Annotated in this window: 13 protein-coding genes; 5 read left to right on the top strand and 8 right to left on the bottom strand. The window is 37.7% G+C overall.

Annotated elements, in window-relative coordinates; all coding sequences use genetic code 11:
* Positions 1–152: 152 nt before the first annotated feature.
* From FD961_RS01705 to cobA, 3 genes are read left to right on the top strand one after another with little or no spacing between them, the layout of a single operon-like run.
* Positions 153–1,859 (top strand): nitrite/sulfite reductase, encoded by a 1,707-nt coding sequence (locus tag FD961_RS01705; protein ID WP_215393849.1) that lies wholly within the window; start codon positions 153–155, stop codon positions 1,857–1,859.
* On the top strand, positions 1,856–2,449 hold the full coding sequence (locus tag FD961_RS01700) for a DUF934 domain-containing protein (RefSeq protein WP_215393848.1): 594 nt from the start codon (positions 1,856–1,858) through the stop codon (positions 2,447–2,449). The genes FD961_RS01705 and FD961_RS01700 overlap by 4 nt, the downstream gene beginning before the upstream one ends.
* Positions 2,450–2,480: 31 nt before the next feature.
* Positions 2,481–3,371 (top strand): uroporphyrinogen-III C-methyltransferase, encoded by an 891-nt coding sequence (gene cobA / locus FD961_RS01695; RefSeq protein WP_215393846.1) that lies wholly within the window; start codon positions 2,481–2,483, stop codon positions 3,369–3,371.
* Here cobA and FD961_RS01690 read toward each other — a convergent pair.
* Positions 3,294–3,656, bottom strand: a complete 363-nt coding sequence (locus tag FD961_RS01690) for a sirohydrochlorin chelatase (protein WP_215393845.1) — start codon at positions 3,654–3,656, stop codon at positions 3,294–3,296. The genes cobA and FD961_RS01690 overlap by 78 nt on opposite strands.
* Positions 3,657–3,781: 125 nt before the next feature.
* Here FD961_RS01690 and FD961_RS01685 point away from each other — a divergent pair, with 125 nt between their 5' ends.
* The gene (locus FD961_RS01685) at positions 3,782–4,810 is read left to right on the top strand and encodes a calcium:proton antiporter (protein WP_215393844.1); all 1,029 of its coding nucleotides are present in this window, start codon (positions 3,782–3,784) and stop codon (positions 4,808–4,810) included.
* A gap of 176 nt (positions 4,811–4,986) precedes the next feature.
* Positions 4,987–6,069: a glycosyltransferase gene (locus tag FD961_RS01680; protein WP_215393843.1), complete on the top strand. Its 1,083-nt coding sequence runs from the start codon at positions 4,987–4,989 to the stop codon at positions 6,067–6,069.
* A 299-nt stretch (positions 6,070–6,368) separates the two neighbouring features.
* On the opposite strand, the gene FD961_RS01675 is transcribed toward FD961_RS01680, so the two are convergent.
* From FD961_RS01675 to FD961_RS01645, 7 genes are read right to left on the bottom strand one after another with little or no spacing between them, the layout of a single operon-like run.
* Positions 6,369–7,355, bottom strand: coding sequence for an NAD(P)-dependent oxidoreductase (locus FD961_RS01675; protein ID WP_215393842.1), 987 nt, complete (start codon positions 7,353–7,355; stop codon positions 6,369–6,371).
* 33 nt (positions 7,356–7,388) lie between these two features.
* Positions 7,389–8,192: a glycosyltransferase family 2 protein gene (locus FD961_RS01670; RefSeq protein ID WP_215393841.1), complete on the bottom strand. Its 804-nt coding sequence runs from the start codon at positions 8,190–8,192 to the stop codon at positions 7,389–7,391.
* Positions 8,193–8,214: 22 nt separating this feature from the next.
* Positions 8,215–9,327, bottom strand: coding sequence for a glycosyltransferase family 4 protein (locus FD961_RS01665; protein ID WP_215393840.1), 1,113 nt, complete (start codon positions 9,325–9,327; stop codon positions 8,215–8,217).
* Between the two features lie 2 nt (positions 9,328–9,329).
* Positions 9,330–10,307, bottom strand: a complete 978-nt coding sequence (locus FD961_RS01660; RefSeq protein WP_215393839.1) for a glycosyltransferase family 9 protein — start codon at positions 10,305–10,307, stop codon at positions 9,330–9,332.
* Positions 10,308–10,328: 21 nt separating this feature from the next.
* The gene (locus FD961_RS01655; protein ID WP_215393838.1) at positions 10,329–11,330 is read right to left on the bottom strand and encodes a glycosyltransferase family 4 protein; all 1,002 of its coding nucleotides are present in this window, start codon (positions 11,328–11,330) and stop codon (positions 10,329–10,331) included.
* Between the two features lie 32 nt (positions 11,331–11,362).
* On the bottom strand, positions 11,363–12,259 hold the full coding sequence (locus tag FD961_RS01650; protein ID WP_215393837.1) for a glycosyltransferase family 2 protein: 897 nt from the start codon (positions 12,257–12,259) through the stop codon (positions 11,363–11,365).
* Positions 12,240–13,364 carry a hypothetical protein gene (locus tag FD961_RS01645; RefSeq protein WP_215393836.1) on the bottom strand — a complete coding sequence of 375 codons (1,125 nt, stop codon included), beginning with the start codon at positions 13,362–13,364 and terminating at the stop codon, positions 12,240–12,242. The genes FD961_RS01650 and FD961_RS01645 overlap by 20 nt, the downstream gene beginning before the upstream one ends.
* Position 13,365 lies beyond the last annotated feature (1 nt).

Raw genomic sequence — 13,365 nt, 5'->3', positions numbered from 1 at the left:
GCTTTGATTGCCCTCTGTTTTGAGTCTTCTGAGACTATTGAAGCAGACTTTTAATAGCTTAGGGTTTTCTCACATCTATATAGCTATGAGTTATATAGGATTGATTTTTGAGTATTTGAAGGAATATTGAAAATCCATGACAATCGTGGGCTATGTATAAATATGACCACATTGACCAAACCCTTGTAGATCAACGAGTTGCACAATTTCGAGACCAGGTAGCAAGACGCCTTGATGGCAGCCTTGCTGAAGAAGAATTCCGCCCACTGCGTTTGCAGAATGGCCTCTACCACCAACGCCATGCTTACATGCTGCGCGTAGCAATTCCATACGGCTTATTTAATTCTAATCAATTGCGCGCAATGGCCTTGATTGCTAAAAAGTATGACCGCGGTTATGGTCACTTCACTACTCGTCAAAATATTCAGTACAACTGGGTCACACTTGAAGATACACCCGATATTTTGGCTGAGCTTGCCAAAGTAGAAATGCATGCCATTCAAACTTCTGGCAATTGCATTCGTAATATTACGAGTGATGCCTTTGCTGGCGTTGCTGGTGATGAGTATGTTGACCCACGCCCTATATGTGAGCTACTCCGTCAGTGGTCCACATTACATCCAGAGTTTGCGCACTTGCCACGTAAATTTAAGTTTGCGATTAATGGTGCCAAAGAAGATCGCACAATCCTCCTTTGCCATGATGTTGGTATTGAACTCAAGAAAAATACAAATGGGGAACTCATTGCTGACATCTATGCTGGTGGTGGCATGGGTCGCACACCAATCTTAGGCTCACTCATTAAGACTGGCTTGCCATGGCAGCTATTGCCAAGTTACCTCACTGCCCTATTGCGCGTATATAACCGCTTTGGCCGCAGAGACAATCTTTACAAGGCTCGCATCAAGATCTTAGTGAAAGCCTTAAGCCCAGAAGAATTTGCCCGCCAAGTCGAAGGTGAATGGCTATTTAACAAAGATAGCGATGTCAACTTTACCCAGGCAGAGTGGGATCGTGTTGCGAAGCATTTCACCAAACCTGCATATCTGTCTCTGGCAAAGCTATCCGATCAACAAGTGATCAATACTGCGAGCGAAGCAGAAAGAGCGTCTTTCGCAAGATGGCTAGAGCGTAATGTGAAACCGCATCAGGTGCCTGGTTATGCGAGCGTGATTTTGTCGCTTAAGCCACATGGCTCAGTAGCGCCTGGTGACGCCACCACTGCACAAATGTTGGCAATCGCTGATTTAGCAGATCAATATAGTTTTGGTGAGTTGCGTGCAACGCATGAACAAAACTTAGTACTGGCTGATGTAGAACAATCTAAGCTCCATGAACTTTGGCAAGAAGCGAAAAAGCAAAAAGTAGCCTTACCAAATATTGGTCTACTGACTGACATCATTGCCTGCCCTGGCGGCGACTTCTGCTCTTTAGCCAATGCCAAGTCTCTACCGATTGCCAAAGCGATTCAGGAGCGCTTTGATGATCTCGATTACTTATTTGATTTGGGTGATATCTCACTCAACATTTCGGGCTGCATTAACTCTTGTGGACACCATCACGTTGGCAATATTGGCGTTTTAGGTGTCGATAAGGACGGTGAAGAGTGGTATCAAATTACCTTAGGTGGTGAGCAAGGTAACGATGCCGCCATCGGCAAAGTGATTGGACCTTCTTTTTACGCAGATGAAATCCCAGACGTCATCACTAACGTGATTAACACTTATGTAAATCATCGCAACGAAGATGAATCTTTCATAGATGCCTATCGCAGAATTGGGGTGGCCCCATTCAAAGAAGCCGCCTACAAGAATGCTAAGAAGAAAGAGAAGGCAGAAATTGCGGGAGATGCTTCATGAGTCAAGCCAATCTAAGTAATAGCACTGAAATTGCTGCACATGATCAGATTTTGCATTTTCCTAAAGGTGGCAAACCTAACTTAGCCCCTAATGAATGGCTGATCTGGAATGGTAGCCAGGATGAAGGCGGCCTTCCTGATTTAGAGCACGGCAAGCAGAATGTTCTAGTACCTTTTGCTTGGTGGGCACAACATTACCAGGAATCCGACATTCAGAGCAAAACAAAAGCAGGTCATATTGGCGTGTGGTTTGCTGCTGATGACGATATCTTGAAACATGCTGAACTGATTGAAGAAGGCAAAAAGATATGGCCGCTAGTAGCAGCGCACTTCCCGATTTTTAGAGATGGTAGAAGCTTTAGTACTGCTGCACTACTGCGTGATCGATTTCAATGGACTGGTGAAGTTCGTGCCATTGGTGATGTGCTGATTGATCAACTCTTACAAGGTGCCCGCGTTGGTTTTGATAGTTTTGCATTACGCCCAGACCAAAAGACGGATGTTGCTCTCAAGCAATTTGATTTGTTCTCAGTGACGACTCAGAATAGCTGGCGTGATAAGCGTGCAACTTTAAGCAAACTAAGCGTCTAACTATGATTATAGAAAAACGATTCATCCAAAAATGAGCAAAGAGCTGAGCAACACCTTAAACCAAAGCGCTTCTGGCGAATTGGGGAAAGTGTATCTAGTCGGTGCGGGACCTGGTGCAGCAGATCTGATTACTGTGCGGGGAGCAAAACTCTTGGCACAGGCAAATATTGTTTTTCATGATGCTCTGGTAGAGCCCGAGATGCTTGCTCTATGCCCTCAGGCTGAATTAGTGGCTGTAGGTAAACGCTGTGGCAAGCTCTCTTCTGCGCAGCAGTTTATTAATAAGCGCTTAGTAGATGCCGCTCAAAAGTACAAAATCATCGTGCGTCTAAAAGGTGGCGATCCCATGCTCTTTGGTAGGGCTGATGAAGAAATTACTGCGTTGAAAGCTGCTGGCATTAGGGTTGAAGTAGTCCCCGGCATTACTGCAGCCCTAGCTGGTGCAGCAAGCTTGCAGCAGTCACTTACTTTACGAGGCATCAGCAGAAGTGTTGCCTTTATTACCTTAGCTCAAGGCACCGATCACTCGCTTTCAAATCAAGATAAAACCCTACAACCCATCACAAACCCAAACGCAGATACCTTGGTTTATTACATGGGGCGTAAAGATGCTGCCAAAATTGCAAAGCAACTCATTGAGCAAAGCCCCAATCAAACTGCCAGTACACCAGTGCAAATTTTGGAGGCAGTATCTACCACTCGTGAGCGCCTGTGGTCTAGCACTCTTGGCGAATTAGCACTTGGCAAAGCGGATGATTGGTTTGATAGTCATTCACCAGCATTGATTATGGTTGGTGAAGCACTAAGAAATTCAAATAGTAACGCCACAGGCTCTGAAGAAAATTTAGAGGGATCTAGCTCCGAAATCAACAATAGCTTGCAAGACACTCAAGTCCTCGCCAACGGCAGGCGTCGCGCTTAAATTAACCCTCGGAAATTTTTCCCGGCAGGCATCTAGCAATAAAGGAAAATCATTACGCAAATGACCGCCCTGGCCAAAAAAGACGGGCACTATAGTAATTTGAGTGGCGCCTCCACTAACCAATGAAGTCACAGCCTCTTCTAGTGATGGTTGCATCATTTCCAAGAAAGCGAGTTCTACCGGGGTGTCAGCATGCTGGGCACGCCATAGACTAGCGAGTCGATCAAAGGGCTCGCGCCAACGGTTATCTCTGGCGCCATGACCAAAAAGAATGATTGCTTTCATAAATTACTTTTAAACTCTAACTATTATCGGTTTTACTAGATGAATCTTTTTTAATCTAGATTTATCTGTAAGCTTAACTCTTATTTTGTAATAGTGAATTTTAATTAATTCGATAAGGCCAATTCATGGAACTTCTTCACTCTCTGGCTTCTCAAACTTGGTTTATAGCCCTAATGGCCGTCCTGCTGATTGGCGGGGTACTCTCAGCCGTCCATCATGCAGAGGTGATTGCTCATAAGACAGGTGAACCCTATGGCGCCCTAGTATTGGCGATTAGCGTCACCATTATTGAAGTATCGCTGATTATCTCTATGATGCTAACTGGGCACGAGGGTTCTGAATTCATCGCACGCGATGCCGTATTTGCAACAGTGATGATCGTTCTCAATGGTGTGATTGGCTTATGTATTTTTATTGGCGGTCTACACCATCATGAAATGTCATTTCGCAACGAAGGCACCAACTCTGCATTAGCAGTTTTGACAGCGCTCGCTACATTTATTTTAGTAATGCCAATCGTGACTACCAGCACTCCAGGACCTGACTTCACCAAGAGCCAATTGGCTTTTGCGGGCATTGCCTCATTTGCTCTCTATGCTGCATTTTTATTCTTTCAAACGGTAAGTCACAGAGACTATTACCTACCCAAAGTTGAAGATAAGAAAAACGATATCAACTTTCATGCGCCAAAGCCTAGCAATCTCAAGACTGGAATTAGCGTTGCATTACTCATCTCCTCACTCATTATTGTTGTAGGCCTCGCAGAGTTACTAAGCCCAGCTATTGAGGCCGGCGTTAAGGCTGCTGGCGCCCCTAAAACGATTGTCGGCATTGCTATTGCAATGTTGGTACTTTTGCCAGAGGCCTTTGCAGCCGTCAGAGCTGCTAAAGCTAATCGCTTACAAAGTAGCTTGAACTTAGCACTTGGATCAGCGCTCGCCAGTATTGGATTATCCATTCCCACAATTGCTGCCATTGCGATTTACTTTAATTTTCCATTGAGCCTGGGTATCAGCAGCCTGAATATGACACTCATGTACTTGACCTTCTTTATTGGGGCGCTCACTCTGGCGATTGGCAGAACTACCCTATTACAAGGCGTGGTACACCTCATCATCTTCTTTGAGTACTTATTCTTAAGTTTGGTGCCTTAAACAAAGGCTAAATATGAGCAAAACAGGGATTATTGTTTGAATTTCTTGCAATAAGCTACGCATCACATGCGGATATCCAATATTGACACCCCACCATCAATAGAACATCGGGAGCAAAGTCAGCAAATACCCCCAGACTACCTAAAAATAGTACTTTTAGATTCTATAATCACTTAATGGTCAGCTTAATCACAGCATTCTTCGTCTCCTTTATTGTCACGATTCTCATTATTCGTACCCAAAGTATTCATGGGCGAATTAGTGGGGATATCGATCTTAATGGCCCGCAGAAGTTCCACACTAGATCTGTCCCCAGAATTGGGGGTTTAGGTATTGGTCTTGGCATTTTCTCTGCGATTGCACTTCGTTATCAAGATTCTGCAAGCAATACTGAAGAACTTTTTTTACTCTTTGGTGCGCTGCCAGTCTTTGGCATCGGCTTACTAGAGGACCTCACCAAAAAAGTAGGTGTGCGCACTCGTTTACTTTTTACCGCGCTAGGTGCATTAATTGCTTCGCTACTATTAGGTGTCAGTATCGATAGATTAGATATCCTGGGTTTTGACCTTCTGATAGCTATGCCAGCCATTTCTATCGCGTTCACCGTTTTTGCTGTTACGGGTCTTGCTAACGCTTACAACATTATTGATGGCTTTAATGGTCTCTCAAGCATGGTTGGCATGATCACATTGATAGCCCTTGGTTATATGGGCATCCAATTTAATGACCCGCTTCTGATCTTTCTGAGCTTTGCGATGATCGGCGCCATTTTGGGATTTTTTATCTGGAACTACCCTAGAGGGTTGATATTTTTAGGTGATGGTGGCGTCTATTTAATTGGTTTTTGGGTTGCCATGCTAAGCGTGATGACTGTCAGTCGTCATAATGAAATTTCACCTTGGTTTGCAGTGATGGTCAATGCCTACCCAATTCTGGAGACACTCTTTACCATCTACCGCAGAAAGTTTCATCAAGGTAAAAGTCCAGGCCACCCCGATGGCATCCATTTCCATTCGCTCATCTTTAGAAGAATTTTGAATCCTTCTTATATTAGCAATGAATTAGAGTGGTTCAATGCCAATGCAAAAACATCACCTTATCTTTGGGTGCTCAGCTCAATGGCCATTATTCCAGCAATCTTATTTTGGCACTCCACCCCCATCTTGATGGGATTCTCAATCATATTTATTGCCACCTATGTCTGGCTCTACAAAAGACTGGTGACTTTCAAAACACCGCAGTGGATGCGTCCTCAATAGTTAGAATCCGTAAACTTGAAAATATTTAAAGAATAAAGTGCAAATAATTCTATCGAGCAAGATATATTGCGTTAGCGAGCCAATCCCCTAATTTAACTACCCCCACTTCAATTAAATCAGAAATTGAAGGTATCAGCGGCCATTTCATGAGTGTAGGGGCTGCGGATTTACTTAATTCAGGGGCGAGCATTTCAATAATTATGCAAAGAGGCCGATGGTCACAGACTGATACAGTGATGAGGTATGCTGAACATGGAAGCCCTATATCTGAGGACTGGTCATAAAAATGAAGAAAATTACTATTCAGAATAAAAAACCTGCTCACCTTTATGATCTTCAATAAATTCAAAACGAACTGTCTTTTCTATCGCCTCCATTAATGGGGTAGGTGGAATAAAACCAGTTGATTCGATTGCAGATTCATATACTGAATTGGCGCAAAACTTTTTAACCCTGATAGCACTGATAGGAAACTTTTTTCCAGTAATACTTGCTACAAAATCAAAACAAGACCCAATTAATAGACCAAGAGAAAATGGCAGTCTAAATTTAATCTCAGCCGATCTACCCAGCAGCTTATTTACATACGCAACCAAGGCATTCATCGTAAAATCAGGCTTATCAATATAGTTATAGATATGCACGCCGGGCTTGAACCCCAAAGAATATTCCAAGAACGCTGCGACATTCTCAACATAAGCCATAGACTTTCGGTTTGAGCCATTGCCAACCATTACAAATTTACCAGAGGCAATTTGCTTGAGAAGATTAAAAACATTCCCCCTATTTCTCTCCCCGAAAACTACTGTTGGACGAACTATTACTAGACAACGGCATTCTGGGTATTCTGATTGCCACTGCTTATAAACTTGTTCCGCCTCCCACTTGGTGCGACCATAGTCGTTAAAAGGAGCAATTGCCCCAGATTCATCAGTTCCCAAAGGGGCAAACCCATAAACAGCTACTGAGCTAGTGAAAATAATTTTATTAACGCCTTTAGCCCTAGCTAAATTACAAATATTTTTAGCGCCATCCACATTCACTTCATCATACAAACTTAATGGACGAACATCATCGCGATGCTCCGCAGCAAGATTAATAAACGCCGAGGGGTCAGAAGAAGAATTATGTACTAGCGGTCTACGAACATCAGCCTTTAATGCCTCACCAGGGAAAAATATGCTCGGGTCTTTGTCTATAATCTCGAATTCGATTTTAGCTTGGCTTAAGCGAATGCAAAGTCTTGTCCCTATGAACCCACTACCTCCAATTACGATTACACTCAAAAAATACCCCCTAATTTTTTAGACATTTTAAAATCAAGTATTCGTAGTTGCAATCTTATTCAATCGACTTCTTTCCGCATCAAAAATCCAGCCCCATTTATTAAAATATTTAATAATATTGAAAGCATGTATAAAAAGCATTTTTATTGACTTTTTAGAGGCGGCCCCATATTCATGATAAATAGTTACCTCAGGATAAAACATTGTTCTGTATTCAACTGCAATTCTCCTTGTTAAATCTATATCCTCTGGATACATAAAGAATCTCTCGTCAAATACTCCGCATTTCCTTAATGCATCAGTTCGTAAAAACATAAAACATCCAGATAGATAAGGAACAAACATTTCTTTGTTGTAATTAGTAGATCGCATTTCAAATTTGAAATTATTTTTTTTCCAAATTTTTTTAGTGAAGATCATTCTGCCAATTAAGTCAAATGGTGTAGGAACTAATTTACACAGGTACTGAATATTACCGTTTGGAAAAAGAACTTTTGGCATCACTAGACCAACATCAGATCTTCGATTCATATAGTTAATAAGGCCGCCAATAGTTGGCGCATCGAAATAGACATCGGCATTCAAAACCAGGTGGTAACTTCCGCCCATTTGAAGCGCGTGTCTTAAGGCTAAATTATGCGCCGCTCCATATCCCGGATTAGCCGGGTTAAAAATATACTTAACATTGTTAAATAGACATGCGAATTTCTCGAGCCCATTAGTTGGTGAATTATCAATGAGAAATATAGTGGCATCGATTGAGTTATTAATGCTATTTATACATCTAGTAAGCTGGTGATAATCTGTCTTAAATAGGACTATTGATACTGTCAGCATAAATAATAAATTATCTGGAAGGTTAAGAGCTTCTAACTTTATTAAATTTCATTGCAAAAGATAAGATAATGTTAGAGAAATCTACAACAAAATTATCAATAGAAAGATTTTTAACTGTATCTGAGATATCTTTGCAATTTATTTCGCCAAACTGAAGATAGGAAATAGCCAAATTGGCAATTTCCTCCGGACTTCTAATGTTAACCACTCTTGAATTGGAACGAGATAAGTAGGTTAGAGGACCAAAAGAATTAGTAGCAATAACGTATGTCCCACAAGAAAGCGCCTCCAATATAGGAAGGCAAACTCCTTCATACTTAGAGGTATGTATCAATAATTTTGCAGAGTTATATATTGTGCGCAATTCATCATCAGACTTGATGGAAAAAAATTTGACGCGATCAAAAGTTTCAAAACTAGAGAAAAGATCGGTTTCTTGTGACACAAACCAAAATTCATAACAATTAAGCGACTCACTAAAATACAAGCAGTTAAAAACATTTTTTAACAATTCAAAATCTTTGAACCAACCTCGTCTGGGGAAAAAAAGGACAACATTCTTCTTTGGAGCTGATGAGTCGGGGTAGAAAACTTGTTTATCAACCCCCAAGATAACCCTGTGAATACAAACTGATAAATTTTTGACTATAACCCGGAGTTTTCTTTCTCCGTAAATGGTTGTTACAATAAAATTATTCGAAGAATGTCTATACCCCCAAAAAACAAAAAACCTCAGTAACCTTCCAATTAGTGTAGACTTTTTAAAAAAAACTTCTTCAGAATCCTGGACAAAATATATTGAGTTCTTACGTTTCACGCCTGGTGACAACGAATAAATAAATCCAGTTAACCAATGCGAAAGTATAAAAACAGAATGCTTTCTCGTAGAGAAGTAGCTCCAAAGCAAAAGTAAGTAGTGGAAAATATTTCTAGCATCAAGCAACACAACCTCAATACCAGAATTTATCTTATAAATTGGACTCCATGCACCTCTAGGGCATAGCAATATAACTTTTAATCCAATAGAAGTTAAATGATTTGCGATTTTAAATATAATTCGCACTCCGCCATGGTATTTAGCACCAATCAGTGGAATGCATATTGTTGGCAGTTCAATACTTTTGCAGCCTTTCACTATTATTTATCCATTTCATTCAAGTCGGTAGATTGTGTTTCGCTAAAAGCAAAGAAATTAAGGCACTCATTACTACATGCAATTTTATTAAAGCATGGCGAGCAGGGTACGTTCAATTTAAAAGTTGTGGAGTTAAAACCAGGTAGATACCACTGATTTGGATCGGCAACCCCACTAAAGAAGCCATATACCTTAGCCCCTAACAAAGAAGCAAAATTAGAGACGAAAGACTCGGAGCCGTAAATTATTTTTGCAGCAATGATTAATTGGGCAAGCTCAAAAAAATTAAAATATTTAATTTCTACTGTTAAATTCTCCAGTTTTAAATTTTTCAATTTTAAAAGCAAACTCCCATCATCACTGGGCACTCCTAGCAGTAGTATTTCCTCATTTGGATGCATTTTGACTATTTCCAAAACGAATTCGTAATTTAAAACTCGTGTTTTTTCAGAACTAAATGGATGAATAATTACATCAAATCTTTTAACTAACTCATTTCCCTTGGTAACATTTTTAATATGATGTAAAAAAAAAGATTTTTTAGCATAGGGAATCTTCGCCAACATTAAAAATTGTTCATGTATTGCAAGCTCTGCTCTTGAAAAATTTATTATTTTTTTACTATTAAACCGATTCAACTTAATTGAATCAAAAAATGATATGGATTGTTCTATTAAAAAACCAGATCTCCATCTATAAGTGTCGATAGATACATCGTATGAATTCCAACAAGAACATATTTTCCTAACAAAAATATTGAGAGCCTTAAGCAATGCAAAAGATTTTATTGAGGAGATGATAGTATTATTTTCTTCAATTATTTTAAATGGAAGCTGTAAATCTCTGATAATTTTTATGTTATTTTTATTAGTACATATAGTTACATCAACTAAAGCAAGGTCGATTTTCATTAGAGAATAGCAAGCTAATATAAAATCCCCAAGATTCCCCTTCGTATACCAAAGTAATTTAGTTTTCATTACCCTATCAAGAACTTATAATCAAGACATTTCAGTAATATAATTGTACAAATTTCTCAGTAATAAAGCAGAATTCAATCCTCTAAATTTAGTTTTATAGTCCGGTACATACTTAACAATACTATTTTCAACCCTGCATAACATTTTTTCTACCATCATTTGATCTAAAGATTCTCCATCTGAATAAGATGCAAAGTCGCCGAAATATTCTCTGGCACCTCCAACATCAGTAACTATGATCGGTCGGTTTCTTACGGCTGCCTCCATGGCGCTAATACCAGGCGTTTCCCACCAAGATGGTAGCAAATAAAGTGAGCAACCGTCTATGGCTGCAAGCATCTGTGGACTTCCATGCACTAGCAAACCCTTGTATTTAACAAAACCTCCGCCAATTTTTAATATTCTTTCGAGATAATTTTTATCGAAAACAGATCCATAAATATGGTATTCAATTTTTAATTTTTTAGCTACATGAGCTACGAGGTGCTGATTTTTGCGCGGATCTATTGTTGCAATAGTAAGAAGGTATGGAGGATTTTTCTCGTTAGGTGAAATTGACTCATGCTCGAAAAAAATATCATCTACAGTATTAGGAATTACATGAATTAAATTATTGTCAATGCCGTATTCAAATTGAATTAACTCTGACTCAGCCTTTGTATTAGCAATTAAAGAGTTGCAATTTCTAAAAAATTCATATCGCTCTCTATATGCAGCAACGGGTCTTATATTATTAAATATTGCCGGAGAAATTAATGTCATCTTTTTGGCAAAACTATAAAATTTACTTGAGTTGGACCAATAGTTACATGAAACAATGGATTTAGACTTGGCGCCTCTCCTTATTTGATTAAACATTTGTAAATTATTTATAGGAAAAAAATGAATAGCATCAGAGTTGGAAATATTGGGGTCAAGACTTACATCCAAGCCAAGCAGATGTAAATTTCTTTTCCATGATTCCAGCTGTCTTTGGCAGCCTCCAACACTGAAATATGGCTCAATAACGTAAGAAATTTTCATTATAGAATTTTTTTAAATTAAATAATATATTACTATTTAATTACTTTTTTTATATAATTAAATAACAAAGATTTTATAATAAAAAAATAGTATGATATTTTTAATGAAGATGAAGTCAATTCGCTGGACGGAAAATGAATTTTAGAAACTCCTGGAATTTTAAAAAAGAAAGCCGCCCAAATTAAATAACCAAATTTTGCAGTCGGGAAGCAGCGCAAACCATTAACAACTTGGGCATAAAATACATTGAAATATTGGACTGGATTATAGGTAGCAGCAGTTGGGCTATCAAAAAAAATAGGTGATTTTATAATTGATATTTTCTTTGAACTGGATATTATCGATATGGACTTATTAAGAAAACTCATTTGCTTAAATCTATGATTAAGAGGATAGAGATTATCTAATTTTCTAGAAAAAATTTGCATAGATATAAATCCTAGTCTGTAATGCAAACAAAATTTAATGACAAGTTTGAATAATAAATTTGGTAAAAACCTATTAATTACATATATTAAATTTAGGTTTAGATGAGTATAAGATAATAGTATTGTATCTGGCCTACTTTTAAAAATATTAAATATTGGTTGTAAAGTACTAAAAATATAGTCATCATCGCCAAGATACCAAACATATAACCCTTTGAATTTAGACTCTATAATTGACATTGAAGACTCAGCGGTTCTTATTTCAAAATTGCCACTTATATACTCACACTTCATGTCAAAATTTTCACATATTTTCTTTGCAGAATGATTTTCATCATTATCAACTACTATTATTTCGACTTTATCCCTATACTCTTCAGGAGTATTATCAAAAATTCCTTTTAGACACTTAGCCAAACATTCAGGCTTTCTAAAAGTTGGAATTCCAATTGTTAACCAAATTAATGGCAGAATAACTGTATTACTTTTGTGAATAAACATTTTTTAAATGATAACCCAATAATAAGGCTGTTAATGAAATTGCAGAATATTGAATGGGATGAAAAAAAGAAATCAATATTAACATAGAGCCAACATAACCAGCTTTGGAAATTAAATGAATAGTAAGATATAGAAACATGATTGAGGCAGTCAATCCACCAAATACATTTACCAGTTGAAAATAAAATATTCCAGTTTTATGTAATTCATTATCATTAGGTGGAAATAGCACTGACTCAATAGAAAGAGAACTTAATGCATTTTTAAGCAACCCCCCTCTTATACTATCAGTAATATCAATAAATCTAGCAAAGTAACTATCATCTCCTATAAAAAATAAGAAGCATACAATTATTAGAGTCAGCGAGAAAAAGAATAGGATAATATTCTTTTTTACAGCAGCAAAATATAAAATCGGTGTAAATATTCTCGATTGGGAATAAATTGAAAGGGATAATGCTATCAAAATATTTATTTTATGTACTCTAGATAGAATTATTGCAGTTGTTGCGATTAGAAATATAAAATACGTCGGTTCAGAAAAAAATCCGATTGGTCTATAGTCATTCCCAACCACAATGTTTGTCTTAAAATTAGGTAAAACAAAATGAATAATGGCCTCTAGAATCCAAAATGTAATTAAAAAAATATAAAATAATTCTATTTTTTTAAATATTATATTGTTTTTACTATCGCAATCTAACTTCAAAAAATTTAATCCATTACAAGCAACGTAAATCATAAAATAAGTCAAAAATAATTTAGCAGGATATATTGAAGAAATAATATAAGAGTAGATCGATATGAAGATCAATAAAATAATAAAAATGTCAATTTGTTTGCCATCTTTTATAAAATAAAATAGTATAAAGATACATATTATTAAGTATGGAATAGATACTGGGATTCCATCAATTAACTCAAAATATTCAAAAAATTGAAAAAATAAAAAATAGAACAATTTTTCTTCGGTTTTTCCTGATGCAAAAAAAAGAGCTAAAAAAGCAATCAAGGCCGTCAAGCCAATAATTTCATAGTCACTCTGGTACCTTGCTAGCAACAAAATAATTGCTAAGAAAAATATTTTAATATGGTCTTTTAACATT

This window comes from Polynucleobacter sp. TSB-Sco08W16, from assembly GCF_018687455.1.
Classification (GTDB): domain Bacteria; phylum Pseudomonadota; class Gammaproteobacteria; order Burkholderiales; family Burkholderiaceae; genus Polynucleobacter.
This window is presented reverse-complemented; position numbering and strand designations above follow the sequence as displayed.

Excerpts from the sequence above, each read along its gene's own strand:
- FD961_RS01705 (WP_215393849.1), top strand. The coding sequence starts at position 153 with ATGTATAAATATGACCACATTGACCAAACCCTTGTAGATCAACGAGTT.
- FD961_RS01700 (WP_215393848.1), top strand. The coding sequence starts at position 1,856 with ATGAGTCAAGCCAATCTAAGTAATAGCACTGAAATTGCTGCACATGAT.
- cobA (WP_215393846.1), top strand. The coding sequence starts at position 2,481 with ATGAGCAAAGAGCTGAGCAACACCTTAAACCAAAGCGCTTCTGGCGAA.
- FD961_RS01690 (WP_215393845.1), bottom strand. The coding sequence starts at position 3,656 with ATGAAAGCAATCATTCTTTTTGGTCATGGCGCCAGAGATAACCGTTGG.
- FD961_RS01685 (WP_215393844.1), top strand. The coding sequence starts at position 3,782 with ATGGAACTTCTTCACTCTCTGGCTTCTCAAACTTGGTTTATAGCCCTA.
- FD961_RS01680 (WP_215393843.1), top strand. The coding sequence starts at position 4,987 with ATGGTCAGCTTAATCACAGCATTCTTCGTCTCCTTTATTGTCACGATT.
- FD961_RS01670 (WP_215393841.1), bottom strand. The coding sequence starts at position 8,192 with ATGCTGACAGTATCAATAGTCCTATTTAAGACAGATTATCACCAGCTT.
- FD961_RS01660 (WP_215393839.1), bottom strand. The coding sequence starts at position 10,307 with ATGAAAACTAAATTACTTTGGTATACGAAGGGGAATCTTGGGGATTTT.
- FD961_RS01655 (WP_215393838.1), bottom strand. The coding sequence starts at position 11,330 with ATGAAAATTTCTTACGTTATTGAGCCATATTTCAGTGTTGGAGGCTGC.
- FD961_RS01650 (WP_215393837.1), bottom strand. The coding sequence starts at position 12,259 with ATGTTTATTCACAAAAGTAATACAGTTATTCTGCCATTAATTTGGTTA.
- FD961_RS01645 (WP_215393836.1), bottom strand. The coding sequence starts at position 13,364 with ATGTTAAAAGACCATATTAAAATATTTTTCTTAGCAATTATTTTGTTG.